This window comes from Goekera deserti (genome assembly GCF_010685995.1).
Taxonomy (GTDB): domain Bacteria; phylum Actinomycetota; class Actinomycetes; order Mycobacteriales; family Geodermatophilaceae; genus Goekera; species Goekera deserti.
Map to the genome: position 1 here is coordinate 89,390 of NZ_JAAGWK010000015.1, position 26,651 is coordinate 116,040.

General features: G+C 74.4%; 29 protein-coding genes and 1 riboswitch. Of the genes, 19 read left to right on the forward strand and 10 right to left on the reverse strand.

The genetic code is table 11. The annotated features are described in order from the left end of the window. Nucleotides 1–96 precede the first annotated feature (96 nt). Complete coding sequence (locus G1H19_RS23955) at nt 97–231, forward strand: hypothetical protein (protein ID WP_268895303.1); 135 nt, start codon at nt 97–99, stop codon at nt 229–231. Nucleotides 232–326: 95 nt separating this feature from the next. Here the strand turns inward: G1H19_RS23955 and G1H19_RS11410 are convergent, their stop codons facing one another. Further along, a complete protein-coding gene (locus G1H19_RS11410) occupies nt 327–485 on the reverse strand; it encodes a hypothetical protein (protein ID WP_162392098.1) in 159 nt (52 codons plus the stop codon). Between the two features lie 273 nt (nt 486–758). Here G1H19_RS11410 and G1H19_RS11415 point away from each other — a divergent pair, with 273 nt between their 5' ends. Then, the gene (locus G1H19_RS11415; protein WP_235927850.1) at nt 759–1,919 is read left to right on the forward strand and encodes a 3-deoxy-7-phosphoheptulonate synthase; all 1,161 of its coding nucleotides are present in this window, start codon (nt 759–761) and stop codon (nt 1,917–1,919) included. 9 nt (nt 1,920–1,928) lie between these two features. Here the strand turns inward: G1H19_RS11415 and G1H19_RS11420 are convergent, their stop codons facing one another. Beyond that, nucleotides 1,929–2,594 carry a class I SAM-dependent methyltransferase gene (locus tag G1H19_RS11420; RefSeq protein ID WP_152731033.1) on the reverse strand — a complete coding sequence of 222 codons (666 nt, stop codon included), beginning with the start codon at nt 2,592–2,594 and terminating at the stop codon, nt 1,929–1,931. Between the two features lie 162 nt (nt 2,595–2,756). Here G1H19_RS11420 and G1H19_RS11425 point away from each other — a divergent pair, with 162 nt between their 5' ends. The 8 genes from G1H19_RS11425 (at nt 2,757) to G1H19_RS11460 (ending at nt 13,265) form a co-directional block, all read left to right on the forward strand. Then, nucleotides 2,757–3,599 carry a PIG-L family deacetylase gene (locus G1H19_RS11425; protein ID WP_162392176.1) on the forward strand — a complete coding sequence of 281 codons (843 nt, stop codon included), beginning with the start codon at nt 2,757–2,759 and terminating at the stop codon, nt 3,597–3,599. 165 nt (nt 3,600–3,764) lie between these two features. Further along, nucleotides 3,765–3,879: riboswitch (guanidine-I (ykkC/yxkD leader) on the forward strand. 51 nt (nt 3,880–3,930) lie between these two features. Continuing rightward, nucleotides 3,931–5,448 carry an amino acid permease gene (locus G1H19_RS11430; protein ID WP_202925715.1) on the forward strand — a complete coding sequence of 506 codons (1,518 nt, stop codon included), beginning with the start codon at nt 3,931–3,933 and terminating at the stop codon, nt 5,446–5,448. Then, nucleotides 5,445–6,149, forward strand: a complete 705-nt coding sequence (locus tag G1H19_RS11435) for an urea amidolyase associated protein UAAP1 (protein WP_162392175.1) — start codon at nt 5,445–5,447, stop codon at nt 6,147–6,149. The genes G1H19_RS11430 and G1H19_RS11435 overlap by 4 nt, the downstream gene beginning before the upstream one ends. Next, complete coding sequence (locus G1H19_RS11440; protein WP_152731035.1) at nt 6,146–6,796, forward strand: urea amidolyase associated protein UAAP2; 651 nt, start codon at nt 6,146–6,148, stop codon at nt 6,794–6,796. Before G1H19_RS11435 ends, G1H19_RS11440 begins: the two co-directional genes overlap by 4 nt. Then, a complete protein-coding gene (locus G1H19_RS11445; protein WP_202925714.1) occupies nt 6,793–8,820 on the forward strand; it encodes a 5-oxoprolinase/urea amidolyase family protein in 2,028 nt (675 codons plus the stop codon). The genes G1H19_RS11440 and G1H19_RS11445 overlap by 4 nt, the downstream gene beginning before the upstream one ends. Further along, complete coding sequence (gene atzF, locus G1H19_RS11450) at nt 8,817–10,484, forward strand: allophanate hydrolase (RefSeq protein ID WP_202925713.1); 1,668 nt, start codon at nt 8,817–8,819, stop codon at nt 10,482–10,484. Before G1H19_RS11445 ends, atzF begins: the two co-directional genes overlap by 4 nt. A 59-nt stretch (nt 10,485–10,543) precedes the next feature. Next, on the forward strand, nt 10,544–12,877 hold the full coding sequence (locus G1H19_RS11455) for a glycoside hydrolase family 65 protein (RefSeq protein WP_152731036.1): 2,334 nt from the start codon (nt 10,544–10,546) through the stop codon (nt 12,875–12,877). A gap of 88 nt (nt 12,878–12,965) precedes the next feature. Next, entirely contained in the window at nt 12,966–13,265 is a 300-nt protein-coding gene (locus G1H19_RS11460) for a GNAT family N-acetyltransferase (RefSeq protein ID WP_202925712.1), read from the forward strand. Between the two features lie 21 nt (nt 13,266–13,286). Here G1H19_RS11460 and G1H19_RS11465 read toward each other — a convergent pair whose 3' ends face one another. The 5 genes from G1H19_RS11465 to G1H19_RS11485 form a co-directional block, all read right to left on the reverse strand. Next, complete coding sequence (locus G1H19_RS11465) at nt 13,287–14,003, reverse strand: hypothetical protein (protein WP_152731037.1); 717 nt, start codon at nt 14,001–14,003, stop codon at nt 13,287–13,289. Between the two features lie 159 nt (nt 14,004–14,162). Continuing rightward, complete coding sequence (locus tag G1H19_RS11470) at nt 14,163–14,525, reverse strand: hypothetical protein (protein WP_152731038.1); 363 nt, start codon at nt 14,523–14,525, stop codon at nt 14,163–14,165. A gap of 78 nt (nt 14,526–14,603) precedes the next feature. Further along, the gene (locus G1H19_RS11475; protein ID WP_152731039.1) at nt 14,604–15,146 is read right to left on the reverse strand and encodes a hypothetical protein; all 543 of its coding nucleotides are present in this window, start codon (nt 15,144–15,146) and stop codon (nt 14,604–14,606) included. A gap of 115 nt (nt 15,147–15,261) precedes the next feature. Beyond that, entirely contained in the window at nt 15,262–16,614 is a 1,353-nt protein-coding gene (locus G1H19_RS11480) for a hypothetical protein (protein WP_152731040.1), read from the reverse strand. Then, a complete protein-coding gene (locus G1H19_RS11485) occupies nt 16,611–17,123 on the reverse strand; it encodes a SigE family RNA polymerase sigma factor (RefSeq protein WP_235927849.1) in 513 nt (170 codons plus the stop codon). The genes G1H19_RS11480 and G1H19_RS11485 overlap by 4 nt, the downstream gene beginning before the upstream one ends. A 129-nt stretch (nt 17,124–17,252) precedes the next feature. On the opposite strand from G1H19_RS11485, the gene G1H19_RS11490 reads away from it, so the two are divergent. The 7 genes from G1H19_RS11490 to G1H19_RS11520 all read left to right on the forward strand — a co-directional run bounded on the left by G1H19_RS11490 (nt 17,253) and on the right by G1H19_RS11520 (nt 24,219). Further along, nucleotides 17,253–17,801 (forward strand): RNA polymerase sigma factor, encoded by a 549-nt coding sequence (locus tag G1H19_RS11490; protein ID WP_152731042.1) that lies wholly within the window; start codon nt 17,253–17,255, stop codon nt 17,799–17,801. Continuing rightward, on the forward strand, nt 17,798–18,949 hold the full coding sequence (locus G1H19_RS11495) for a hypothetical protein (RefSeq protein ID WP_152731043.1): 1,152 nt from the start codon (nt 17,798–17,800) through the stop codon (nt 18,947–18,949). The genes G1H19_RS11490 and G1H19_RS11495 overlap by 4 nt, the downstream gene beginning before the upstream one ends. 95 nt (nt 18,950–19,044) lie before the next feature. Beyond that, on the forward strand, nt 19,045–20,490 hold the full coding sequence (locus G1H19_RS11500; protein WP_152731044.1) for an APC family permease: 1,446 nt from the start codon (nt 19,045–19,047) through the stop codon (nt 20,488–20,490). Between the two features lie 3 nt (nt 20,491–20,493). After that, nucleotides 20,494–20,949 carry a universal stress protein gene (locus G1H19_RS11505; RefSeq protein WP_162392172.1) on the forward strand — a complete coding sequence of 152 codons (456 nt, stop codon included), beginning with the start codon at nt 20,494–20,496 and terminating at the stop codon, nt 20,947–20,949. Nucleotides 20,950–20,980: 31 nt separating this feature from the next. Next, nucleotides 20,981–21,664: a hypothetical protein gene (locus G1H19_RS11510; RefSeq protein WP_152731045.1), complete on the forward strand. Its 684-nt coding sequence runs from the start codon at nt 20,981–20,983 to the stop codon at nt 21,662–21,664. Nucleotides 21,665–21,919: 255 nt separating this feature from the next. Next, nucleotides 21,920–23,098 (forward strand): aldose epimerase family protein, encoded by a 1,179-nt coding sequence (locus G1H19_RS11515; protein ID WP_162392171.1) that lies wholly within the window; start codon nt 21,920–21,922, stop codon nt 23,096–23,098. A gap of 257 nt (nt 23,099–23,355) precedes the next feature. Further along, nucleotides 23,356–24,219 carry a hypothetical protein gene (locus tag G1H19_RS11520; protein WP_152731046.1) on the forward strand — a complete coding sequence of 288 codons (864 nt, stop codon included), beginning with the start codon at nt 23,356–23,358 and terminating at the stop codon, nt 24,217–24,219. Here G1H19_RS11520 and G1H19_RS23960 read toward each other — a convergent pair. Both G1H19_RS23960 and G1H19_RS11525 read right to left on the reverse strand, forming a co-directional pair. Further along, entirely contained in the window at nt 24,212–24,346 is a 135-nt protein-coding gene (locus tag G1H19_RS23960) for a hypothetical protein (RefSeq protein ID WP_268895304.1), read from the reverse strand. The genes G1H19_RS11520 and G1H19_RS23960 overlap by 8 nt on opposite strands. Nucleotides 24,347–24,472: 126 nt before the next feature. Beyond that, entirely contained in the window at nt 24,473–24,874 is a 402-nt protein-coding gene (locus G1H19_RS11525; protein ID WP_152731047.1) for a hypothetical protein, read from the reverse strand. 288 nt (nt 24,875–25,162) lie between these two features. On the opposite strand from G1H19_RS11525, the gene G1H19_RS11530 reads away from it, so the two are divergent. Beyond that, nucleotides 25,163–25,360 carry a hypothetical protein gene (locus G1H19_RS11530; RefSeq protein ID WP_152731048.1) on the forward strand — a complete coding sequence of 66 codons (198 nt, stop codon included), beginning with the start codon at nt 25,163–25,165 and terminating at the stop codon, nt 25,358–25,360. A 34-nt stretch (nt 25,361–25,394) separates the two neighbouring features. Here the strand turns inward: G1H19_RS11530 and G1H19_RS11535 are convergent, their stop codons facing one another. Next, entirely contained in the window at nt 25,395–25,820 is a 426-nt protein-coding gene (locus tag G1H19_RS11535; protein WP_152731049.1) for an SDR family NAD(P)-dependent oxidoreductase, read from the reverse strand. Between the two features lie 285 nt (nt 25,821–26,105). Here G1H19_RS11535 and G1H19_RS11540 point away from each other — a divergent pair, with 285 nt between their 5' ends. After that, the gene (locus tag G1H19_RS11540; RefSeq protein WP_162392170.1) at nt 26,106–26,603 is read left to right on the forward strand and encodes an FBP domain-containing protein; all 498 of its coding nucleotides are present in this window, start codon (nt 26,106–26,108) and stop codon (nt 26,601–26,603) included. Nucleotides 26,604–26,651 lie beyond the last annotated feature (48 nt).

Consider the following 26,651-nt stretch of genomic DNA (forward strand, 5'->3'; position numbering starts at 1 on the left):
GTGGTGGTCGGCCAGCGCCTGACGGGCGGCACCCACGAGCCAGGGGCGGGCTCCCCAGGCTGATCGGGGACGTCGTCCAGGCGATGCCCGGCGAGGATGAAGACCTCGGCCATGAGGTCGGCGGCGTCCTGCGCCGTGTTCGTGCGGGGCGTGCTGCGGCCGGCCTCGACGGCCGTGCTCGGCGAGCGCACCTCGTGGCTGCGCCGCCGGCTGCCTGCCGCCTCGCGCTGAGCCACGCACCCCGCGGGTGATCATCCCGGGCCGAGCGGGGGGTCCCGGGCCGGGACACCCCGCCCGGCCCGTGGTGATCACCGGGTGGGCGGCGCTCAGGCCGGCTCGGGCACGCCGCCCGGGTCGCCGCCGGGGTCGTCCGGCGTCGCCTCGATCGGCGGCGGGGGGAGGGGCTCGGGGGCGTCGGGCAGCAGCTCCGCCGGGTCGTCGGGGACCGGCTGGTCCGGGTCGATCAAGGGGTCGGGTTCTGGCACGGGCATGACCATGCCGGGAGTCAACCAGCGACCCGCCGGGAGCGCGACGCGCAGCGCGCGCGGCCCGCCCCTGGCCACCGCGGGCGCGCACGGGATGCTGTCCGGGTCGGCCCGCCGGCCGACGGCGCCCGCATCCGACGACCGGAGCCCCGCCGAGATGGCGATCGTGGCGGGCTGTCCGTGTCCGTTCCGTCGTGACCACCCAGGAGGCACCCCATCCCCGCTGACCCGTTCCTGGCCGAGGCGACCCGCACGGCCGAGGCCCTGCTGGAGGTGCAGGCCCGGGTCAACGCCCGGATCGGCGCCGAGCTGACCGAGCTGCTGCCGCAGGTGCAGCAGCGCCTCGGCCTCGCCCCGACCGCCGACGTCGACCTCTCCGGCCTCAGCGACACCCGGATCACCGGCCTCAGCGTCGTCGTCACCCCGGCCGCGGTCGCCGCCGTGGTGCCGCTGTCCGCGGAGTCCGCCGCCACCACCCGGGCCGGACGGCGGGCCATGACCGACATCGTCACCGGCGCCGACGACCGGCTGGCCGTCATCGCCGGCCCGTGCTCGGTGCACGACCCCGCGGCCGCGCTGGAGTACGCGGCCTTCCTGGCCCGCATGCGGGGCCGGCACGGTGCGGACCTGGAGATCCTGATGCGCACCTACACCGAGAAGCCACGCACCGAGGTGGACTGGAAGGGCTTCGCCTACGACCCGTTCCTGGACGGGTCGAGCCGGATCAGCGTCGGCCTGGTGGGCACCCGGATGCTGATGTGCCGGATCACCGCCCTCGGCGTCCCGGTCGCGGCCGAGCCGCTGAACGCGCTCACCCCGCAGTACGTCGACGGGCTGGTCACCTACAACGGCGTCGGTGCCCGCAACGTCACCGACCAGACCGCCCGGGAGCGGGTCTCCGGCTTCTCCGCCGTCGTCGGCTTCAAGAACTCACCCGAGGGCAGCATCGACGTCGCGGTGCAGGCGGTGCTCACCGCGCGGGCGCCGCACGACTTCCTCGGCGTCGACCACCACGGCGTGAGCGCGCAGCTGACCACCACCGGCAACGACACCGCCCACGTGATCCTGCGCGGCGGCAAGGACGGGCCGAACTACTCCGCGGCGCACGTCGCCGAGACCAAGCGGGCACTGGCCGCCCGCGGGCTGCCGGAGGTCGTCGTCGTCGACGCCTCGCACGGCAACAGCCTCAAGGACCACCGGCGCCAGGCCCTCGTGGTGCGCGACCTGGCCGGCCAGCTCGCCGGCGGTGAGCGCGCGCTGCGCGGGGTGATGATCGAGAGCAACCTGGTGGAGGGCCGGCAGGACCTCGACCGCCGCCACCCCGAGGCGCTCGTGCACGGCATCAGCGTCACCGACGCCTGCGTCGGCCTGGACACCACCGAGGAGCTGCTGGCCGAGCTGGCCGCCGCGGTCCGGGCGCGCCGGGAGACCTGAGCCGGCCGGTCAGCCCCGCCGGACGGCGCGCACCACGACGTCGTGCAGCGTCCTCACCGATCCGGGCGGCTGCCGGTCCAGCTCCACGGCGGTGCGCACCTCCCAGGTGGCGGTGTCCAGCCGGGCGGTGATCGCCGCCGCCGTGGCCGATGCCTCGGCCGGCGGCCGGTCGCCGTGCCCGTGCTGCTGGTGGCCGTGCTCGGGGGTGCCGGTGTCGTGCGTGTGCAGGTGCCCGACCACCAGCAGCGTGCCGCCGGGGGCCACCCAGCCGGCCAGCCGGTCGTAGAAGTCCAGCTGCGGCATCGCCGGGTGCGCGTAGTGCGTGGTGACCAGGTCGAAGGCGCCGTCGGGCTCCCAGCTGACCAGGTCGGCCTGCACCCAGCGCACCTGCTGAGTGACGCCGTCCGCCGCGGCCCGCTCGGCGGCGCGGGCCAGCGCGGTCGCGGAGACGTCGGCCGCGGTGACCTGCCAGCCGTGCGCGGCCAGCCACCGCGCCTCGGCGCCGGTGCCGCACCCGGCGTCCAGCGCGGTGCCCGGCGCCAGGTCGCCGACCTCCTGCGCCAGATAGGGGTGCGCCGGGGCGGCGTGGGCCGCCGGGCGGGCGGCGTCCCAGTGCTGCTCCCAGTACGCCCGGTCGAAGGCGTGCTCGGGGGTAGGGCCGTCGTGGACGGTCATGTCCGGTCCTCTCGGTCGGGGTGCCGGCCTACCTTCGCCTGCCGTGGCGCCGACGCGCACACGTCGTTGCCGGAACGGCGAACTCCAGCGGCGCGGGCCGGGGTGGCGCCGGCCACCTCGCCACCGTCCGGGCGAGCCGCGCCGGACCGTAGGCTCGTCGCCGTGTCGACCCGTCCCCTGACCCTGATGGCCGTGCACGCGCACCCGGACGACGAGGCCACCGGCACCGGCGGCGTGCTGGCCCGGTACTCCGCCGAGGGCATCCGCACGGTGGTGGTGACCTGCACCGACGGCCGGTGCGGCGACGGGCCGGGCGGGGTGAAGCTGGGCCAGCCCGGGCACGACGCCGCCCAGGTGGTCGCCGCCCGGCAGGCGGAGCTGGAGGCCAGCTGCGCGGTGCTCGGCGTCGACAGCCTGGAGCTGCTCGGCTACGCCGACTCCGGGATGACCGGCTGGCCCAGCAATGACGCCCCCGGCTCGTTCTGGTCCACGCCCGTCGAGGAGGCGGCCGCCCGGCTGGCCGAGCTGATCCGCCGGTACCAGCCCGACGTGGTGGTCACGTACGACGAGAACGGCTTCTACGGCCACCCCGACCACGTGCAGGCCCACCGGGTGACCATGGCGGCGGTCGCGACCACCGGCTCGGTGGCCAAGGTCTACTGGACGACGGCGCCGTCCTCGTTCATGGAGAGCTTCGCGGAGATGGCCGCGGCGGGCGGCATCACGTTCGACGAGCCGGAGCAGGAGATGCCCGAGATCGGCCTGCCCGACGAGGAGATCACCACCTGGGTCGACGTGTCGGCCGAGGTGGGGCGCAAGCGCCGGGCGCTGGCCGCGCACAGCAGCCAGGAGGACGCCGCCTTCTTCCTGCGCATCCCGGAGGACATGTTCGCCCGGGCCATGGGCACCGAGCACTTCCTGCGGGTGCACGACACCACCGGCGCCCCGCTGCCGGAGGACGACCTCTTCGCCGGCCTGCGTCCGGCCCCCGCGGACCAGGGATGACCGCGCGCACCGGCGACGGCGGTCCCCACCTCTGCCGAGGCGGCGGTGAGCATCCCGGAACACGATCGACACGTGAGCGGGTCGGCCGTTACCGGAGCTTCACGGGCGTGACCCGGCGGTGACACCCCGCGCCGATTGACTCCGTCTCGACCCGCAGGACCTGCTGCGGGGCGCGTCTAGGGTTCCGTCGCCGGTCACGGTGGGTCTGGTCCGAGAGATGCAGGCAGGGTCCCGCGTACGCCGCGGCCCTGTCCCACGGCGGGAGAAAAGCCCGGGAGGCCATCAGAGGCCCGGGCCGTGCTGTGCCCTGGCCCGTACGGGAGGGGCCGGCATGACCGCGCTCTCGGATCCACCCCGCACCGCACCCGACGCCGCCGACGACAGCGACCTGGCCGGATTCGGATACCAGCCGCAACTGCACCGCAGCATCGGCACCTTCGGCTCCTTCGCCGCCGGGTTCTCCTTCGTCTCCATCCTCACCACGGTGTTCCAGCTGTTCAGCTTTGGGTTCGACTTCGGCGGGCCCGCCTTCTTCTGGACCTGGCCGCTGGTGTTCGTGGGCCAGCTGCTGGTGGCGCTCTGCTTCGCCGAGCTGGCCGCTCGCTACCCGATCTCCGGCTCCATCTACCAGTGGTCCTCCCGGCTGGGCGGCCGGCTGTGGGGCTGGACCGCGGGCTGGCTGATGCTGGTCGGGCAGGTGGTCACGGTGGCCGCCGCGGCGATCGCGATGCAGATCGTGCTGCCGGCGATCTGGAGCGGCTTCCAGGTCCTGGACAGCCCCACCGCCAACGCCGTCCTGCTGGGCAGCGGGGTGCTGGCGGTCACCACCTTGATCAACGCCGTCGGCATCCGGGCGATGTCGGTGATCAACAGCATCGGGGTCACCTGCGAGCTGGTCGGCGTCGCGCTGCTGTGCGTTGCGCTGTTCTCCAAGGCCGAGCGCGGCCCGGGCGTGGTGCTGGACACCGGCATCGTGGGCGACTCGGGCTACGTGTGGGCGTTCGCGGTCTCCGCGCTGATGGCCGCCTACGTGATGGTCGGCTTCGACAGCGCCGGTGAGCTGTCCGAGGAGACCCGGGACCCGCGCCGGACGGCGCCTCGGACGATCCTGCGCGCGCTCGTCGTCTCCGGCATCGGCGGCGCGCTCATGCTGCTCGCCACCCTGATGGCCGCACCCAGCCTCACCGACGGTGCCCTCGGCGACCCCGCCCAGGGGCTGCCCTCGGTGCTGCTCAGCCGGCTCGGCGAGGACCTGGGGCGGGTCTTCCTGGTGATCGTGGCGATCGCCGTGCTGGTCTGCACGCTGGCCATCCAGACCGCCACCACCCGGATGATGTTCTCGATGGCCCGCGACCGGGTGCTGCCGTTCTCCGCGGCCCTGGCGAAGGTCAACCGCCGCACCGGCGCACCGATCCTGCCCGCCGTCGTCGTCGGCGTGCTGGCCATCGGGCTGCTGGTGCTCAACGTGCACAACGAGTCGGTCTTCCTGGCGCTGACCAGCGTCTGCATCATGCTGCTCTACATCGCCTACCTGATGGTGACCGTCCCGCTGCTGCGCCGCCGGCTGCGCGGCGGCTGGGCGCAGGACGACGAGCTGTTCTCCCTCGGCCGGTGGGGGCTGGCGGTCAACATCGGTGCCGTGGTCTGGGGCACCGCGATGGCGCTGAACCTGGCCTGGCCCCGCGAGGCCGTGTTCGGCACCGAGTGGTACCTGCAGTTCTTCCCGCAGCTGATGCTCGCCGGTGCCCTGCTGGCCGGGGCGGTGGCCTACGCGGTGCAGCGGGCGCAGGTCCGCCGGGACAGCGCCGTGCTCGACCCGAGCCCGGCGACCGCGGAGGTGTCCCGGTGATCCCGGCCCACGACGTCCCCGCCGGCGCGCACTGGTCGCTGGCCCTGCGGGCGGGCCGGGTGCTCCGGCTGACCGCCCTGGACGACGGCGCGGTCTGCTCCACGCTGCTGTTCGCCCACCGCGACCCGGTGGACCGGCTGAACGTGCCGGACACCCTCAAGGCGCAGATGAGCGCCCGGATCACCCCGCCGATGGTGCTGATGAGCGACCGGGGCGCCGCCCTGGCCTCGGTCACCGGCTCGTCGCTTGACTGGCACGACTGCCTCACCGGGCACTCGCTGGACCGGCACCTGGACCGGCACGCAGCGGTGTCCGGCCCGTCGTCCTACGCCACCGACCGCAACGACTGGCGCCGCTCGGCCCGGGCCGGGCTGCTGTCCGAGCTGCGCAAGCACGGCCGCGGCCCGGCCGACCTGCACGCCTGCGTGAACCTCTTCGCCAAGGTGGCCATCGGCCCGGACGGCGGCCTGACGTTCGTGCCCGACCACGCGCACGCCGGGGACTGGGTCACCCTGCGCGCCGAGCAGGACCTGCTGCTGGTGCTCTCCACCGCCCCGCACCCGCTGGACCCGGCCTGGGCGCCCGGCGCGGTGCGGGCCGAGGTCGAGGCCGGTGCCCCCTACGGGCCCGACGACCCGTCGGTCACCTTCCGACCCGAGAGCGCCCGCGCCCTCGCCAACGCCGCGGCGGTGCTCGCATGACCACCCTGTCCCTGCCGCTGGTGCCCAGCCCGCTGCTGGAGTCCGACGCCGTCCTGGACGTGGTGGTGCAGGCCGGGGACGGGTTCCTCGGCCGGGTGCCGGCCGGCGGCTCGTTCCGGATCGTCGACCTGCACGGCAACCAGGCCGCCGACACGCTGTTCTACGACGCCGCCGACGTCACCCACCGGTACAGCGCGGTGGACACCATCCGGGAGCAGGGCTCGGTGTACCTGACCGCCGGGTCGACGCTGCTGTCCCAGCAGCTGGAGCCCCTGGTCACCGTCACCGCCGACACCTGCGGCCGGCACGACACCCTCGGGGGGGCGTGCGCGCAGGAGTCCAACGTCGTGCGCTACGGCATGCACACCCGGCACCAGCACGCCTGCCGGGAGACGTTCCTGCGGTACGGCGCGGCGGCGGGCATCGGCGCCCGGGAGCTGGCGCCCAACGTCAACTTCTTCATGAACGTGCCGCTGACCCCCGACGGCGGCCTCAGCTTCGCCGACGGTCTCTCCGCCCCGGGCCGGTACGTCGAGGTGCGCGCCGAGCGGGACGTGCTGGTGCTGATCAGCAACTGCCCGCAGCTGAACAACCCCTGCAACGGCTGGGACCCCACCCCGGTGCGGCTGCTGGGGTGGTGGGCGTGACCGCGGTGCACCCGGTCGTGCTGACCGGCACCGTCGAGGTGCTCACCCCCGGCGTGCAGACCAGCGTGCAGGACCTCACCGGTCGCACCGGGCTCTGGGACGTCGGGGTGCCGCCGTCCGGGGCGTGGGACGACCTGTCCTTCGCGCTGGCCAACCGGGCCGTCGGCAACCCGCCCACCGCGGCCGGGCTGGAGGCGGTGGTCACCGGCCCGCGGCTGCGCTTCGGTGCCCGCACGCTGGTCTGCCTGGCCGGGGCGGTCGGCTCCGCGACGCTGGACGGCCGGCCGGTGCGCCCCGGCGTGGTCACCGTCGTCCCGGCCGGTGGCGTGCTGGACATGGGCGCCTGCGGTGCGCCCGGGATGCGCGGCTACCTCGCCGTCGCCGGCGGGATCGCAGTGCCGCAGGAGCTGGGCAGCCGCGCCACGTTCCTGCTCGGCGGCTTCGGCGGCCTGGGCGGGCGGGCACTGCAGGCCGGTGACGCGCTGCCCGTGGGCCGGGTGGAGAACCTGCAGGCCCCGATCGACGTCGCCCCGCTGCTGCCCGAGCTGGGCGACAGCTGGACCCTGCGCGTGGTCCCCGGCCCGCACGGGGCACCGGAGCACCTCACCGAGGACGGCGTCACCGAGCTGTTCGCGGCGAGCTGGACGGTGGACCACCGGGCCGACCGGACCGGCATCCGGTTGCTCGGGCCGGCACCGCGGTGGGCCCGGCAGGACGGCGGCGAGGCCGGCCTGCACCCGTCGAACATCCACGACAGCGCCTACCCGGTCGGCGGGATCATGCTCTCCGGTGACACCCCGGTCATCGTGGGGCCGGACGGGCCGAGCCTGGGCGGGTTCGTCGTCCCGTGCGCGGTGGTGCGGGCCGACCGGTGGCAGCTGGCCCAGCTGCGCCCGGGCGACACGGTGCGGCTGGTGCCGGTGACCCCGGAGGTCGCCGCCGCGGCGGCCGCCGAGCGCGCCGCGCTGCTCGCCGAGCCGGCCGCCGCGGTGGCGGCGACCTGGGAGGCGGCGCTGGCCGGCCGCCGGTCCGGTCCGCCGCCGGTGACCGCCGGACCGCCGGTGCGACCGGTGCTCGCCGAGCTGGCCGCCGACGGCCCGCGTCCCGGTGTGACGGTGCGCGCCTCCGGCGACCACCACCTGCTGCTGGAGGCCGGGCCCGCCCAGCTGGACCTGGACGTGCGGGTGTGGGTGCACCTGCTCGCCCAGCGGCTGCGCGCGCTGGCGCTGCCGGCGGTGCGCGAGCTGGTCGAGGGTGTCCGCTCGATGCTGGTGCAGGTCGACGAGCGGGCGCTGCCGCTGCCGGTGCTCGCCGAGCTGCTGGTGCAGCTGGCCGGCGAGGTGCCGGACCCGATGACGGTCACCCTCGACGTGCGCGAGGTGACCCTGCCGATCACGCTGGACCACCCGGCCGCACACGAGGCGATGGCCCGGTACGCCCGCTCGGTGCGCCCGGATGCCCCCTGGTGCCCGGACAACGTGGAGTTCATCCGCCGGGTCAACGACCTGGAGCACCGCGACGACGTGTTCGACGTGGTCACCGCGGCCACCTACCTCGTGGTGGGGCTGGGCGACGTCTACCTGGGGGCACCGGTCGCCGTCCCGATCGACCCGCGGCACCGGCTGGTCACCACCAAGTACGACCCGGCCCGCACCTGGACGCCGCAGAACGCCGTCGGCATCGGCGGGGTGTACCTCTGCGTGTACGGGATGGAGGGGCCGGGCGGCTACCAGCTGGTCGGCCGCACCGTGCCCGTCTGGCGGCACGTGCCCGGCTCGACGGCGAAGCCCTGGCTGCTGCGCCAGTTCGACCGGCTCCGGTTCGCCCCGGTCACGGCCGAGGAGCTGGCCGACCGGCGGGCCGCCGTCGCGGCCGGGGCGGAGGACCTGCAGGTGCGCCCGGCGACGTTCTCCCTCGCCGAGGTGCGGGCGCTGGAGTCCGCGCACGCCGCGGAGATCGGCACCGTGCGCACCCGGCGCCGGGCCGCCTTCGACGCCGAGCGCGCCCGCTGGGGCACCCGGTGACCGCCGTGCAGCCCGACCTGACCCCGGCCGACCTGGACCAGCCGGCCTTCATCCGGGTGCTCACCGCCGACGAGGTGACCGGCCTCGGCCCGGCGGCGGACGGGCCGCTGGCCGGGCTGCCGTTCGCCGTGAAGGACAACATCGACGTCGCCGGCGTGCCGACCACCGCGGCCTGCCCCTCCCGGGTGGAGCCCGCGACCGGCTCGGCGACGGCGGTGCAGCGGCTGCTGGACGCCGGCGCGCGACCGGTCGGCAAGACCAACATGGACCAGTTCGCCACCGGCCTGGTCGGCACCCGGTCGCCCTACGGGGCCTGTCACAGCGTCGCCTCCGCCGCGCACGTCAGCGGCGGCAGCAGCTCGGGCAGCGCGGTGGCGGTGGCCGCGGGCGTGGTGCCGCTGGCACTGGGCACCGACACCGCCGGCAGCGGCCGGGTGCCGGCGGCGTTCAACGGCCTGGTCGGGATGAAGCCGACCCGGGGGCTGGTGCCCACCCGCGGGGTGCTGCCTGCGGCGCCGTCGCTGGACTGCGTCACCACCCTCACCCGCACCGTGGCGCTGGCCCGCACCGCGCTCGGCGTGCTCGCCGGCCACGACCCGGCGGACCCGTGGTCCCGCCCCGCGCCGGCCGCGCTGCCCCCCGGGGTGGCCCGCCGGATGCGGGTGGTGGCGGTGCCGGACGGCCCGCTGGACCTGGACCCGCCGCACCGCGCGGCGTGGGAGGCGGCGCTGGCGCACGCGGCGACGGTCGCCCGGCTGGTGCCGGTCGACGTCTCGGCGTTCCTGGAGGCGGCCCAGCTGCTCTACGGCGGGCCGTTCCTCGCCGAGCGGCTGGCCGCGTTCGGGCAGCTGCTGGAACCCGACCACCCCGGCCTGGACCCGGTCGTGCGCCGGATCGTGCTGGGGGCGCGCCCGATCAGCGGGGCCGACGTGTACCGCGGCCAGCAGCGGCTGGCCGAGCTGCGGGCCGCCGCGCTGCCGGCCTTCCTCGGCGCCGACGCGCTGCTGCTGCCGGTGACGCCCGGGCACCCGACGCTCGCCGAGGTCGCCGCCGACCCGGTCGGGGTCAACGCCCGGCTGGGCACCTACACCAACATGGTCAACCTGCTTGACCTGTGCGCGGTCGCGGTGCCGGCCGGCACGCGCGCCGACGGGCTGCCCTTCGGCGTCCAGCTGCTGGCGCCGGCCTTCGCGGACGGCCCGCTGCTGGACCTGGCCGCGCGGTGGTGCGGGGAACCGGTCGACCAGGTGCCGACCCGCAGCCTGCTGGCCGTCGCCGGCGCCCACCTGACCGGGCAGCCGCTCAACCCGCAGCTGGTGGGTCTGGGGGGCCGGCTGCACGCCCGGGCGCGCACCGCGGGCGGGTACCGGATGTACCGGGTGCCGGGTGCGCTGCCCCGGCCCGGGCTGGTCCGCGGCGCCGGTGGCCCGCCTGCGGGCATCGAGGTCGAGGTGTGGGACCTGCCGGCCGGCGGGCTGGGGGAGCTGCTCCCGGCGGTGGCCGCGCCGCTGGCGCTGGGACCGGTGGAGCTGGACGACGGCACGGTCGTGCCCGGGTTCCTCACCGACCCCGGCGGCGTCGACGCCACCCAGGACATCAGCGGCTCCGGCGGCTGGCGGGCCCACCTCGCAGCCCGGATCGCGCGGGGGGCCGCCGACCGGTAGGACAGGGGGCGGGACGCCGCCGGCCTCCCGCCCCCTGCCTCAGAACGCGAGGACCCCCCATGCCCGCCCCGAGCTTCGAGACCGACCCGTGGACGGTCCGCGAGCCGCACCTGGAGCTCGGGACGCTCGGCGTCGCCGAGTCCGTGTTCAGCCTGTCCAACGGCTACCTGGGCATCCGGGGAACGCTCGACGAGCTCGAGCCGCACGTCAGCCGGGGCACCTACCTCTCCGGCGTGCACGAGACCCACCCGCTGTCCTATCCCGAGGGCGGCTACGGCCACCCCGAGGAGGGAGAGGCGCTGCTCACCGTGGCCGACGGGACGCCGGTGCGGCTGCTGGTGGACGGCGTCCCGCTGGACGTGCGGGAGCTGCGGTTCCAGCTGCACGAGCGGACCCTGGACCTGCGCAGCGGCACCCTGGACCGCCGCGCGCGCTGGACGACGGCGGCGGGCACCACGGTGGAGATGACGTCCCGGCGGCTGGTGTCGCTGCGGGAGCGGTCGATCGCCGCGGTGCGGTACGAGGTGCGCGCCCTGGACGGGCCCGCGCACGTCGTCGTGCGCTCCGAGCTGGTGGACGGCGAGGCCACGCCCACCGGCGTGGACAACGACGACCCGCGCGTCGCCGAGCAGCTGGACCACGCCTTCGAGTCGCTGACCCACGAGCGCGCCAGCAGCGGCGGCGCGCTGGCCGCGCGGACCCGGCGCTCGGGCATCACCGTCGCCGCGGCCGTCGGCCACCGGGTGCAGGGAGGCGCGCTGAGCACCTACGCCGACGTACGGCAGGTTGTGGCCACCGTCGTCGCGTCCCTGGACGCGGGGGAGTCGGTCACCGTCGTGAAGACCGTGGCGCACACCTGGTCCCACGACGCCGACCCCGGCTCGCTGACCGGGGAGGCGTGGGCCACGGTGGACTCCGCCCTGGACCTGGGCTGGGACGGTCTGCTGGCCGGCCAGCGGGCGGTGCTCGACGAGCTGTGGGCCACCGCGGACGTCGAGGTCGACGGCGACCCGGAGCTGCAGCAGGCGCTGCGCTACGGCGTCTTCCGGCTCGCCTGCGCCACGGCCTGCATCTCCGGTGCGCCCGTCGGCGCCAAGGGGCTGACCGGGATCGGGTACAGCGGCCACACCTTCTGGGACGTCGAGGGCTTCGTGCTCCCCGCGCTCACGCTGCTGCGCCCGGACGCCGCGGCCCGGCTGCTGCGCTGGCGTGCGGGCACCCTGGACCACGCCCGGGAGCGGGCCCGCACCCTGGGCGTGGCCGGGGCGTCGTTCGCCTGGCGCACCATCAGCGGCCGGGAGGTGTCGGCCTACTGGCCGGCCAGCACTGCCGCGGTGCACGTCAACGCCGACATCGCCCGCGCCTTCTGGTTGCACCAGCACGTCACCGGCGACGACGTCGACTCCCTCGGTGGCCTGGAGGTGCTGGTGGAGACGGCGCGGCTGTGGGCCTGCCTCGGCCACGAGGACGCCGCCGGCGCCTGGCACCTGTTCGGCGTCACCGGGCCCGACGAGTACACCGGCGTCGTCGACGACAACGTGTTCACCAACCTGATGGCACGGCGGAACCTGCGGTGGGCCGCAGACGCGTGCCGACGGTGGGAGTCGCGGGCGGCCGAGCTGGGCGTGGACCACGCGGAGATCGCCTCGTGGCGGGCCGCGGCGGACGCGGTGCACGTGCCGTGGGACGAGGGCCTGGGCGTGCACCCGATGAACACCAACTTCACCTCCTACCGGGAGTGGGACTTCGACGAGTCGCCGGACGCGCCGGCGGTGCAGGAGGAGAACCACTACGCCACGTTCTACCGGCGCCAGGTGCTCAAGCAGGCCGACCTGGTGCAGGCCCTGTGGTGGTGCCGGCAGGACTTCACCGCCGAGCAGGTGGCCCGCGACCTGGAGTACTACGAGGCGCGCACCGTGCGCGACTCGTCGCTGTCGGCGTCGATCCAGGCGGTCGTGTGCGCGCAGGCGCAGCACCCCGACCTGGCCCTGCGGTACCTGCGCGAGTGCGCGCTGGTGGACCTGCGCGACGTGCAGGGCGACACCGCCAAGGGCCTGCACATGGCCGCGGTCGCCGGCTCGTGGCTGGCCCTGGTCGCCGGGCTGGGTGGCCTGCGGGAGGACGGCGAGGACCTGGAGCTGGCGCCGCTGCTGCCCGCGGCACTGTCCCGGACCGCCTACCACGCGACCTGGCGCGGCCGGCTGCTGCGGGTGCAGACCACCCGGGACGGCACCACGGTCACCCTGCTGCGCGGCGAGGGCCCGGTGCCGGTCGTGGTGGACGGCGAGCGGCTGACGGTGACCGGCGACGCCCCGGCGCACGCCCCGCTGCGGGACCCGGCACCGCTGCTGGCCGAGCCGCGCCAGCCGCCCGGCCACGAGCCGCGGACCTGAGGCCACCGGGTCTGGTCAGCCGGGCCGCGGCGGGGTGTACTCGACGCCCGAGACCCGTCCAGGAGAGGAGCCACCCGTGCAGGTGGTGGTGACAGACGCTGCCGAGCAGCACCGCTACGAGGCCCGCGTCGACGGCGAGCTGGCGGCGATCGCGGAGTACATCGCGACGCCCGGGCTCGTCGTCATGACGCACACCGAGGTGCTGTCCGGGCACGAGGGCCAGGGCGTCGCGTCCGAGCTGGTGCGCCAGGCGCTGGAGGACGTGCGCCGGCAGGGGGCCAAGGTGCTGCCGCTGTGCCCGTTCGTGTCCGGCTGGATGCGCCGGCACGACGGGTACGACGACCTGGAGTACCGCTCACGGACCACGATCACCGCCGCGAGCAGCTGACCCGGCGAGCGCCCGGGGTCCCTACCCCCGGCTGGTCTCGGCGACCGGCGGCTGCGGGGGAGCGAGCGGCGGCAGCGTGGGTGTCACCGGCGGGGCCATGAGCTCCTGGTAGGCGGTGGTGTGCGCCCGGAGCGCGGAGACCGCGTCCGCCACGTCGGTGGTCGAGCGGCCGGCCGCGGCCTCCACCTGCTCGGCGTGCCGGACCGCGTCGCAGACGTCGGCGACCGTCGCCAGCCAGGCGCGCGCCTCTGGTTCCGGGTCGACCGTGCCGGTCGGCCCGGTGGCCAGGGTCAGCTGCCGCAGGCGCTGCTCCAGCCGGCTGCCCTCGGCCTCCAGCGACGGCAACAGCCCCGGGACGTCGCCGAGGTGCGCACCGGTGGCCTGGGCGGCGGCCACCTGCCGGCGCAGCCCGTCGCGGGCCCGGGCGACCTCCAGCTGGAGCTCCGCGGCGGAGCGCCGCTGACCCGGCGGCAGGTGCCGCGCGGCCACCGCGGTGGCGCCCTGCATGCCGATCTCCCGGCCGCGGGTGGCCAGCTCCCGGCCCCGGGCTGCCAGCGGGCTGCGCCGCACCCGGCGGACCACCAGCCACCCGGCGACCGCCGCGACCAGCAGCAGCACCACGAGCACCCCGCCCAGCACGGCGAGCACCGTGGGGTCCAGCGACAGCAGCCAGGTCAGCTCGCCGTCGGCGCGCACGTCGAGGGCGCCGGCGGGGTGGGTCGGCAGGGGGGTGGTCATGGGGCTCCTCGTCGGGGCGGTGTGGCCGGGGCGGTGTGCCGGCTGCCCGGACAACGTCGCCGGTCGGCCTCCCGGTTCCCGTCCGTCGCCTGCGGGATGGACCACCGGCCCGATCGACCGGTGCCTGCGTCGGCCGACCGCTCCGACGCCCGCCGCGCCTCACGCGGCCACGAGCCGCACGACGCTCATCACGGTCGCGGTCACCGGGACGGTGATCCACAGCACCCGGCTCAGCCACCCGCGACGGGGGAGCTCACGGGTGCCGTACAGCGCCCACTGCAGCGTCAGGGACAGCGCGAAGCAGAGCAGCGTGGCCGGGAGTCCGAGCAAGAACGCCATGGGGACCCACCAGTCGTAGCCCGTCGCGCACGCGGAGGCGAAGCAGTCGGGGTCGGGGGTGATCGTGACTGACGTGATGGCCAGGGCGACGAGGACCTCCAGCAGCTGGGCCACGAAGTACCGGATCGAGCTCTCCTCCGCGCCGAGGGTGTCGTCGGGTCTCGATGTGTGCGGAGGCGTCACCGATGCCGACCTCCTGGAGGACGATCACGGACGGGGGGATCACCGTGCCACACGCTCCGAGACCCGACGAGCCCTCGATCAGGTCGGCGGGGCGGGGATGGAGAGGGCGCCCTCGGCCTGGGTGGTGCAGGCGGTCGAGTCGGTGCGGTACTCGGGCGTGTCCAGCAGCTCCGCCGGCTGCACCTCGTACCGAGTGACGTCGCGGCCGGCGGTGCTGCCGAGCGTGTCGTCGTCGGAGTTGACCCGGATCGACCAGCCCCGGTCCCGCAGGCAGTCGACGATGCCGGCGGTCACCGCGTACTGGTAGGCCTCCGTCGCCGGGTCGACCGGCGGCGTGGTGACCTCCACGCACTCCTGCATGCGTGCCGCGACGCCGGGGTTGTTGGCCCCGATCGGCGTCAGGCTCTCGCCCTCGTCGGTCTGCTCCACTCGGTAGGGCACGTCGCGGTCGTCGAAGCAGTCGGCGAGGCCCCGCGCCCCCTGGCCGGCGTAGGGCGCGGAGCCGGTGGCGCCGGGTGCGTCCTCGGCGTGCGCGGTCGTGGCGGCCAGGCCGGCCGCGCCGATTCCGAGGACGGCGAGGGTCAGCGGCAGGGCGATGCGGGTGCGGCGGGTGGTGGTCATCGTCGGGGGTCCTTCGGGTGTGGGGGACGGGTGGGCCGGCGAGGGGGCAGGTGCCGGCGCTCGTGGGCGTCGTGGACGAGCTGACGTGCGGCGATGAGCAGCGCGGAGTCGGTGCTCATCGCGGTCGGGTCTGGGCGAAGGTGCCGTTCCCGTAGTAAGGGGAGAGCGGGACGTCGGCGAGCACCTGGCCCGCGGCGTCCAGGAACCGGGCGGTGCGCTCGGAGCCCTCCGCCGGCGCGGTGGACACCCCGCTGTCCAGGTCGTGGGTCGCGGTCACGTCGCCGGCGGCATCGCGGACCTCGACCCGGGTGGCGCCGGGCGGCCCCAGCAGCAGGCTCGAGACCGTCGTCCCGGACGGGTCGGACACGTCGCAGCGCATCGCCAGGGGGTGGTCGGCCGGGTCGGTGCCGGCCGGGAGGACGGCGAAGGTGCAATAGGTGGCCCGGTCGGCAGGGCGGCCTGGGTCGGCCGCGGCCCACCCGGCCACGACCGCCGTGGCCCCGGACGGGAAGCGCGCGGCCAGCACGGCGGTGGGCACGGGCCCTGCCGGGCCGGGCAACGAGCCGGACCACAGCGTCTGCAGCGTGAGGTCGTCCGGCGTGTACCCGGTCGTGCGGACCAGGTCGGCCAGGACGGTCTGGACCAGCGCGCCGGGCGCGGCCGGCTGGCCGGGTCGGGCGGGCGGGTCCTGTGCGGGCAGCGGGATCTCGGCCGGCAGCGGTTGCCGCAGCGGGGTGCCGCGGTAGACCGTCGTGCCGTCCCGGATCACCTGCACGCGGGCGGACACCCCGTAGGCCGACGCGTCCGGCAGGGTCGAGGTGGCCGCACCGTCGGTGGTCACCAGCGGCGCCTGCCGGCGCACCGGTTCCCCGGCCGCGGTCACCTCCAAGCGCTGCGACACCGACACCTGATCACCGGGGGCGGCGAGGACGACGAGGGTGTCCGGGCTCGGGTCGGTGTCCAGCCGGAGCACGGGTTCGCTGGCGTCCAGCGGGGCCGGGTCCCCGCTCTGCCTCAGCTCGCCGGGCGATGCCCCGGCCGGCCCGGTGAACCAGGCGCCCAGGGTCCGCCCGTCCACCCGGGCGACCACCAGCGCGGTGCGCTGCGGGCCGATGTCACCGGCGAAGGCGACCGTCCGGGTCACGTCCTGCACGTCGGCACCCGCCCAGGGCAGGGCGGCCAGCTGCTGCACCAGTCCGGCGTCCCCGGCGAGGCCGCCGCGCGTCGGACCGGCCAGCACGTCGAGCGTCCGGCCGTCGACCGTGCGGGTGGGCCCCGGCGGCTGCGGCCCCGGGTCCACCAGCGGCACCGCCAGCAGCGCCGCCGCGGCGAGGACGCCGGCCCCGACCCGGGCACGGCGCCGCGCCCGGTGCCGGCGCACCACGAGCGCCGGGACGTCGGGCGATCCACCGGGGGCGTCGCCGGCGACGGCGTGCAGCAGCGCCCGGACGTCGTCCTCGGTGCTCATCGGGCCCGGTCCGTGCAGTGCGACGGGTCGAGCGCGGCGACGCTCTGCCGCAGCCGGGCCAGACCGCGGGAGGACTGCGTCTTCACCGTGCCGACCGAGCAGCCCAGCAGTCGGGCGGTCTCGGCCTCGCTGAGGTCCTCGTAGAAGCGCAGGACGACGACGGCACGCATCCGGGGCGGCAGCTGGCGCAGCGCGGCCATCATCTCCTCCTTCCTGTCGTCCGGGTGGGGGTCGCGCGGGGCGGCCCGGTCGGGCACGTCGCTGACCGGCCGTTCGGTGGCGCTGAGCAGCCGGCGCCAGCTGGTGTGCGTGTTGACGACCACGCGGCGGGCGAAGGCCAGCGGGCTGACGTCGATCCGGTCCCAGTGCGTGTAGGTCTTCAGCAGTGCCGCCTGGACGACGCCCTCGGCGGCGGCGTGCTGACCGGTCACCAGGTAGGCGGTGCGCAGCAGCGCTGCCTGGTGCTGCTGCACGAACGCGGTGAACGCGACCTCACGCTCCCTGGACACCCACCCCCCTCTCATCCGGCGCTCAGCTGCCCCTTGGACGCTGCGAGGGGGAGCGGAGGTTGACAGGCTCCAGTAACCGATCGGGCGCAGCCGGACACTTCTCGGGTGTGGGCATGCTGAGTGGTTCCTGTGACTGAGGCCAGCGATGCGACGTTCGACCGGCTGTGGTCCGAGCATGCTGCCGCCGTCGTGCGGTACGCCCGGGCGCACGTTCTGCCCGACGACGTCGAGGACGTCGTCGCCGAGACGTTCGTGGTGGCCTGGCGACGACTGGACGAGATCCCGGACCTCGGCCTCCCGTGGTTGTTGGGTGTCGCGCGCGGGATCAGCGCGAACGCCCGGCGCTCGCGGCGCCGCCAGGGTGCTTTGAACGACCGACTGATGTCCCTGGGGGAGACCCGGGTGCAGAACACCCCGGAGGACGACTGGCCGCTGTTCCACGACGGCAGCACCATGGCGGCGCTACGCGCCCTGCCCGAGTCCGACCGCGAACTGCTCACCCTGCTGGCCTGGGACGGCCTGAGCCAGGAAGAAGCCGCCGAGGTGCTCGGCTGCTCGCGCGGTGCCCTCAAGGTGCGCCTGCACCGCGCTCGTCGCCGGTTCGCACAACTCACCGACGTGGCCCACGAGGTCACCCATGACCGTGATCCCGCCCCACATCTCGGAGGCACCCAGTGACCGACGACATCGACGCTCGACTCCGCAGGGCCCGACCCGATGACCTGACGGGGGAGTCCATGCAGGCGCTGCTGACCCGGGTCCGAGCGCGTGTGGACGCCGAGCGCCTCCCGACTCCTCGCCTTCGCAACCGTCGGCTGCGTCCCGGGAACCGGCTCCTGCTGGTCGCCGCTGCGGCAGTGCTCATCACTGCAGTGCCGGTGGTGGTCAGCGTCGTGGGGCAGGAGGAGGAGGGTGCACCGTCCGGTCTGCCGATCGCCGTCGCCCAGACCGGCGAGCTGTCCTGCGGGGGCGGTTACGCAAGCGTCGTGGACCCCGCGGCTGCGCAGGTGCGGCTGCTGCCCGACGAGTTGCCCGTCGGGTGGGCCTACACCGAGATCTTCGCCAGACACGAGACATCACAGAGCTGCGATGCACAGTCCCTCGTCGCCCTCCGGCTCGATCCTGCCGGGGTGGTGACCGGCAGGGTCGCTGTCAGCGGTCCGGTCGATGCGTTCGTCAACGGGCCCGTCATCGATCGCGACTCCGTGCCCGACAGCGTCTTCGGTCTGCCAGCACGCCGGTTCGACCTGACCCCGGACGCCGACCGGTACGTCGACGCAGAGATCCACCGCTGGGTCTGGACAGACAGTGGTGGGCGACAGTGGTCGGCCGAGGTGATCGGCTTCGGGCTGGACGAGGCCCGCCGTCAGTTGTCGGGGGTCTCTATCGTCGGTGCGGCCGTCGCCTGGGCCCCCGTCGACCCCGGATGGACCCTGGTCCACCTGCGGGCGGGCGCCCCGTACGTCGTCCCGATCGACAGGGTCATCTGGACGGTCTCGCTCAGCGGCGGTCTCGAAGGGCGCGGGTTCGACGTCTACAGCAACGCCGAACCCCGTCTGCCCGTGGCCGCGAGCGCTTTCATCGGCGACCGTCTCACCGAACTCGATGGCAGAGGAGCCGTCATCAGCCCCGCGCGAGGCGGCGAAGCCGACGGGGGAGCGCCGGGATCGCTGCCACTCGTCACCATCGGCGTGGACATCGAGCCAGGCGTCTCAGCGGTGACCCGCGTAGCGGCGACCGACCTCGCTGGCGTCGAGCAGATCCTCACGTCCCTACGTCAGGTGCCCGCGGACGACCCGCGGATCAAGCGCTATGGCACCAGCTGACCAGCTCGTCGTCGACACCGTCGCGCACACGCCCAGCGCTCGCACCGAACAGGAACGGAACGCGACTGCAACCCGACAGCGCTAGGTTGTCGTGCATGTCACATCCCGGCACGGAGGGTGTCCTGGCACCCAGCGAGCTCAAGCGCTCCATCACGGCCCGGCAGCTCTACTTCTACGTCGTCGGGGACGTGCTCGGATCGGGCATCTACGTCCTGATCGGGCTGGTGGCAGCCGCGGTGGGCGGCGCGTTCTGGATGGCGTTCCTGGCCGGGGTCGCGGTGGCCACGATCACCGGGCTCGCCTACGCCGAGCTGGTGACCAAGTACCCGCAGGCGGCCGGCGCCTCGCTGTACGTGAACAAGGCGTTCCGGTCACCGGTGCTCACGTTCTTCGTCACCATTTGCATGCTCTCGGCCAACATGGCCGCCGTCGGGTCGCTGGCCTCGGGGTTCGTCCGCTACTTCGCCGGCGTCGTCGGCATGAGCGAGGACGCCGTCATCCCGACGCTGCTGATCGCCCTGGCGTTCATCACGCTGATCACGGTGATCAACCTGATCGGGATCAGCGAGTCCGTCGTGGCCAACGTCGTGATGACGTTCATCGAGCTCAGCGGTCTGCTGCTGATCATGGTCATCGGGGTGATCGCGTTGTTCACGGGCGTCTCCGAGCCCGGGGTGCTGCTGGAGTTCAGCGGCGAGGGCAGCAAGGCGGTCGCGGTGCTCGCCGGCGTCTCGCTGGCGTTCTTCGCCATGACCGGGTTCGAGAACGCGGCCAACGTGGCCGAGGAGACGGTCGACCCGTCGCGGGCGTTCCCGCGGGCGCTGATCGGCGGCATGCTCACCGCCGGCACCGTGTACGTGCTGGTCTCGATCGCGGCGGCGCTGGCCGTGCCGATGGACACGCTGGCCGACAACACGCTGCTCGAGGTCGTCCGGGCCGACCTGCTGCCGATCTCGGTGAGCGTCATGCTCGTCGTCTTCGGCCTGATCGCGATGGTCGCGATCAGCAACACCACGCTGGTCACCGTCGTCGCCCAGTCCCGGATCCTCTACGGGATGGCGCGCGAGGACGTGGTGCCCGGGGTGTTCGCCAAGGTGCACCCGACCCGCCGCAGCCCCTACGTGGCGCTGCTGTTCGGTGGCGCGATCGTCGGCGGGCTGCTGCTGATCGGGGCGCTGATCCAGCTGGGGGGCTCCGACCTCGACATCGTCGACCGGCTCGCCACGATCACCGTGGTGTTCCTGCTGTTCATCTACGCCCTGGTCATCGTGGCCTGCCTCAAGCTGCGGGGCACCGGGGAGACCCCGGACACCTACCGGGCCAACACCGCGTTGCTGTACCTCGGCATCCTGGGCAACCTGCTGGTGCTGGGCTACACCGTCGTCGACGACCCGGGGTCGCTGCTGTGGGTGGCCGGGCTGCTCGCCGTCGGTCTGGTGCTGTTCCTGGTGCAGCGGTTCAACGGCGGCGCCCGGGACCGGCCGTCGACCGACGGGCCCACCGCCACTGCTGGTACGCCGAACACCGACGAAGGGCGCTGAACCGTGCACGTGATCGTGGCGACCGACGGGTCCCGGGCCTCCCTGGTCGGGGCCGAGCAGTTCCAGTGGATCGCCGACTCCCGGGAGATCACCGACGTCACCGTGGTGGCGGTGGTGAGCCCGTACGCGGCGGTGCCGTTCGCCAACGAGCTCACCGAGCGGCGCAACCCGCAGCCGACCGACTTCAGCTTCCGGGAGGAGGCCGAGGCCGCGGTCGGCGTGGTGGCCGCCGTCTTCCACGGCTGGGGCCCGACCGTCCACCGTCAGGTGCGCAGCGGGTCGCCCGCCGCGGAGATCGTCAAGGCCGCCGAGGAGGCCAGCGCCGATCTCATCGCCCTGGCGGCCGGGGGTCGCGGGTTGACCTCGACCATCCTGCTGGGCAGCACCGCCTCACGGGTGCAGCACTCCGCGCCCTGCCCGGTGCTGGTCTGCCGGCCGAAACGGTCCGCGAGCAGCTGAGCCCCGGCGGCGCGTGATGGCAGGTGCCGAGATGCTGACGGCGGCCGTCGCGACGGTGCGGCCGGTGCTCTCGGCCGCCGGCTTCCGCAAGCGGAGGCACACCTTCAACCGGACGGTCGAGCCGGGACTCGTCCAGGTGGTCTCCTACCGGCTGCCTCCGCGGGACCCGCCCGGCTCGACCGAGCCCCCGGTCCCCGTTCCCCGGGGGCTCGCCTTCATGGCCCTGGGCATCTTCGTCGAGGAGGCATGGCGCCTCGACCTCGGCCGTTTCGGCCCCGACGGCCCGCCCCTCGACAAGTCGTGGGTCAACGACCACGACTGTCAGCTGCGCCGACCGACCGACGGCGTGGGCGACACCCTGGCGCAGGGCCGGCGCATCGACAACCCGGGCACGGGGCACGCGTGGGTCCGCGACCTGGGCGACGTGTTCGCCTGGTTCGACCGGTTCGGCAGCCGGGCGGCCATCATCGACGCGTTGGAGGCCGCCCCGGTCGACTCCTACGAGATCGCCGGCTGGGAGTCCGACCGGATGCTCGCCGTCCGCATGAGGTGGGGCGCCGGCGACCGGCGGCGTGCTCAGGAGCTGTTCGGCGAGTGGGTGCGGAGATGCCGGTCCGAGGCGGCGTCCGCGCCCTGGTTGGTAGGTCATCTCGAGTACCTGTCCTGGTTCGCCGGTGAGCTGGGGCTGTCCGTCGATGACGACACCCGGCTTTGAGGGCAGCACCACCGACCGTGCCCGGCTGGTCGTGCTGAGTCCTGGCCGCGCCGACCGCAGTAACGGGACCATAGCTTTCCGCATGTGAGCGGGCTAGGACTGTGAGGGGGGTCACTACGAGCGGTCGCGCTCCGGCGGCGCCCTGCCACCGGGCGACCGCCCGGCGGGACGACCGACCCTGGAGCCCTGTTGTCCGGACGCCCAGCACAACAGCACCACGCCCGCCCCCGCGTACACACACCTCGACGGCGCGCCGTGCCGCTCGTCGCCGCCCTCGGCCTCGGCCTGGTGACCGGGGGAGCGGTCGCACCGTCCGCCGCCTCCGCCACCGAGGAGCACCACCACGGCCCCTCGACCAGCGTCGAGCCCTTCGGCACCGCACCGGACGGCACCGAGGTGGAGCGCTGGACGCTGTCCAACGGCGACATCACGATGCGGGTGCTCACCTGGGGCGGCGTCATCCAGACGCTGGAGGCCCCGGACGCGCACGGCGAGGTGGACAACGTCGTCCTCGGGTTCGAGGACCTGGCCGGCTACGTCGGCGACGACGACCCCTACTTCGGCTCGCTGATCGGCCGCTACGGCAACCGCATCGCCGAGGGCCTGTTCACCCTGGACGGCACCGAGTACCAGCTGCCGCTGAACGACGGGCCGAACACGCTGCACGGCGGCCCGACCGGGTTCGACGACCGGGTGTGGGAGGCCACCGACGTCTCCGACCACGAGGTGGCCGCGCTGGAGCTGCGCCTGGTCAGCGCCGACGGCGACGAGGGCTTCCCCGGCACGCTGACCACCACCGTCACCTACACCCTGGACGACGAGTCCCGGCTGTCGGTGCACTACGAGGCGACCACCGACGCCCCGACCGTGGTCAACCTGACCCAGCACACCTACTGGAACCTGGCCGGTGAGGGCTCCGGGTCGATCTACGACCACGAGCTGCAGATCGACGCGAGCGGCTTCACCCCGGTGGACGAGACGCTCATCCCGACCGGGGAGGTCGCCCCCGTCGAGGGCACCCCGTTCGACTTCCGTGAGCCGACCCCGATCGGGGAGCGGATCCGGGTGGCCGACCAGCAGCTGCTGTACGGGCAGGGCTACGACCACAACTGGGCCCTGGACCGGGAGGACGACGGCGCCCGGGAGGGCTCGGACGCCGAGGACGCGCTGGAGGAGGCCGCGGTGCTGCACGACCCGCACAGCGGGCGGACGCTGACCATCCTCACCACGGAGCCGGGGCTGCAGTTCTACTCCGGCAACTTCCTCGACGGCACGCTGGTGGGCACCGGTGGCGGCGTCTACCGGCAGGGTGACGGGCTGGCGCTGGAGACCCAGCACTTCCCGGACTCGCCCAACCAGCCGGCCTTCCCGTCCACCGAGCTGCTCCCGGGCGAGGTCTACGACAGCACCACGGTGTTCGAGCTCTCCGACTGAGCCCGCACCGATCCCACGGAGGCCCCGGCCCGCGACGGCGCGCCATCGGATCTCAATGTGGGTCCTGGCGGCCGGAGGCCGCCCGATGTGACCACCACCGTGGCCCCGGTCCAACGGGACCGGGGCCACGCTGTGTCTGCGGCGCTGGTGCGACGTCGGACGTCGAACTGGCTCCGGCTGTCGCTCTTCCGGCTGAGACCAGCCTGCTCGTGTGTCGGGCTGGTTGTCCTGATCCGGAGATCGCGCATGCTGTGCGAGTGCCCGCCGAGGTGATTCCTGCGTCCGCCCTGGTGGCTCATGTGGAGGCCGATGAGCCTGAGGGCGTCCTGGCGGCTTTGTCAGAGCTGTCCGACGAGATGCGTGCTGAAGCGTGGGAGGTGCTGCGCCGGCCGCTGTCCGCAGTGCTGGGACCGGACGACCGTGCCGGGTTCACCGAGGACGGGTGGCAGAGGCACATCCGCACGCGAGCTCTGGTGGCTCTGGCCGTGGGTCCCAGCGACATCGTGCGGCGGGTGGGCGCGTGGGTCCTCCTGCCGGAGCACCCGTCCGACGTGGACCGCGTGCTGGGGTCCAGGACGCCTCACTGGCGCGGGGAGTTCACTGCGGCGACGCTGCGCGCTTTCGCGTCTGAGCCGGAGGTCGGGCTGATGGGCCCCTTCTGGTGGGTGTGGTGGCAAGAGCTGCGCCAGCGGGAGCGCAACGGCGTGCTCTGTTTCGACCCCAGCTCTGCGGACTATCTGGTCATGATGATCCGGGGTCTGCTGTTCAGCGGCTCCATCGTCGACGCCGTGCACGCTGACGCCCAGCTGGCCGACCGCGCGATCTGGTCCTTGTTCGAACCGGCGCCAGGCGTGCAAAAGGCACTGTTGGGTGCCGAGCGGTTCTGGGACCGGAGCAACACGTGGCGGATCGCCCTGGTTCGACTCGCCCTCGCTGGGGTGCTCGACGATGAGCGGCTGGCCGATGCGGCCACCATCGCCGCCGGCGACGAGCGGATGGGCCGCAATCACCGCGCCTGGTACCGGAAGATCCCCGAGCTGTTGGCCGACCCGAGCCGCATCCCGGAACCCGCCGAGCACGGTGCCCCGCCGGCCGGCAACCAGCTGTACCGGCTCAGCTGACGCGCCTCAGATCGGGCGGCTCGGACAGCGGCGGGGGCGCGGAGGCGGCAGCATAGAGTGCCTGCACCTCGGCCGGATCGGGCAGCGGGTCGCCCGCGGTCGCGACGCGCACGTCGAGCTCGGTCACCTGCGCATGCTCGCACCGACGGCCTCCTCGACACCGGAGGGCCACGATGGTGCGCTGCTTCGCCGGACTGATCCGCCCCGCACAGGCGGGGTCGACGCTGTGGAACGGCCCGGCTGCGGACGGCGGCTACGCGGTCGAGCCCAGCTGGCCGATCAGGGACCACGCGCCGGCCCCCACCGCACACAGGGCCACCGCTCTCACGAGGAGCATGCGCTTCGGCAGTCGGAACGAGCCGGAGGACAAGCGATGGACGACCACCGTCATGGCGAGGGTGGGCGGCAGTTCCACGAGGAGAGAGAGGACGAACCCGAGGAAGAAGACAGGGAAGGGGTCGGAGAAGCAGGGGGCGCTGCGGCAGGGGGCTCCGTAGTCCCGAGTCAGCGCGTGGACGGCGGCCTTGGCGAGCAGGTAGCAGATGTGGATGCCCGCGAACGTCCCGATCGTCCCCCAGGGAGAGACACGATCATGGCCGTCGGCCATCACCGGCGAGGGCTCCGGGGGCATGGCCGGCCAGGGATCGGGGTTCACGGGGCGACCGACGTCCGAGCCCGGCCACGTGGTCGGGTGGGGATCGGTGGACGCAGCACGGAGTGCACCCGTGCATCAGAGCAGGCCGCCGTGCCCGAGCGCGGCAACCGGTGCGGTCAGCGCCGGGCGACGTACCGTGGCGCTGTCGCGGTGTGCTCGTGCAACGACACGGGATGACGGGAACCGGCGCCGGCTCCAGTTCGCGCCGTCGCTGCCGATGTGTCCGTGACCAGGTACGACGCGCCCCCGGCCGGGTCACGGCCGGCGCCAGATCAGGGAGAACACGCCATGGACTACCTCCGCGAGCTGCAGTCGTCCAAGCCGCTGCTGTTCTGGCTGCTCGTCGCGGTCGCGTTCTGGGCCGGGTTCCAGCTGCTGCTGTTCGTCGTCGGCCTGGTCATCGGGCCGTTCGGGCTGCCGTCCTGGGCGCCCATCGCCCTGGTGATCGGCGCCCTGGTCGTCATCGCCCGGCGCCAGCAGCGCTAGTCCGGCGCCGCCGGCGCGTCCGGTCGGCGCCGGATCAGCGGATCTTCGCCTTGCAGGTGTGGAAAACCCCGGTCAGGTTGACGTCGATCGTCTCCTGCCACTGCTCCAGGGTGATCTCCCAGCTGTTGCCGGCCGAGCAGATGCCCGCGTTGGCGACCACGACGTCCAGCCGGCCGAGCTCGGCCACGCCCTCGCTCACAGCGGCCTGGACGGCGTCGAAGTCCCGGACGTCGGCCTGCCGCGCGACGATCCGCCGGCCCTGCGCCAGCACCAGGCGGACCGTCTCGGCCAGGTCCTCGGGGGTGGCGCCCGCGTAGTGCGTGGTGGCCGGCTGCGCGCACACGTCGATCGCGATGACGTCGGCTCCCTCGGCGGCCATCCGGACGGCGTGTGCCCGCCCCTGGCCGCGGGCGGCTCCGGTGATGAAGGCGACCTTGCCCTCGAGACGGTGAGCGGCCATGGCGTGACCTCCGGTGCGGCGGCGAGTGGTGCTCGCACCGGATACCTGCTGGTCAGAGGGTCAGCGCGGGCGCCGCTCCCGCGCCGGCGGCACCCTGGGGTCACCGTCGGCACGTCCGGCCGTGCCGACGGTCGCCCCCACGTGCGGGCCGCCGACCCACGCTGCTGCCGGAAAACGGGTGTCGAGCGGTGGGGCGCCGGGCCTAGCGTCGAGGGCGGCGCTCAGCCGGGTCCCCGCCCGGTGGCGCGCGTCCCCCGACGCACCACCACGAGAGGAGGACCCGACGTGCGGGCCCTGACCGAGAAGGAGATCCGCCGCTCCTTCGTCAACTGCTCCCGCAGCGAGGCCGCCGGGCTCACCCTGCCCCGCGACCTGGACGACGTGCCCTGGGAGGACCGCGAGTACCTCGGCTGGCGCGACCCGAAGGCACCGCTGCGCGGCTACGCCGTGCTCTGGCACGACGACGGCCCGGTCGGCATCGCGCTGCGCGCGGCCGAGAGCAGCATGTCCTCCCGGACGGCGGCGATGTGCCTGCTCTGCCAGAGCACCCTGTCCGGCGGTGAGGTGTCCCTGTTCACCGCCCGCCGCAGTGGACCCGCCGGGCGCAACGGCGACACCGTGGGGCAGTACATCTGCGCGGACCTGCAGTGCTCGCAGCGGATCCGCAGCGACGTCCCGCCGTGGCTGCGCGACCGTGACCCGGCGGAGGTCGTCCCGCAGCTGGCCGGTGACCTGCTCGATCGCATCGGCGCGTTCGTCGGCCACGTGGTCGACGGGCAGTGACCGTCGGCTGCCGGCCAGGTCCGCGCCGTGGGACCCGGGCACCGGCAG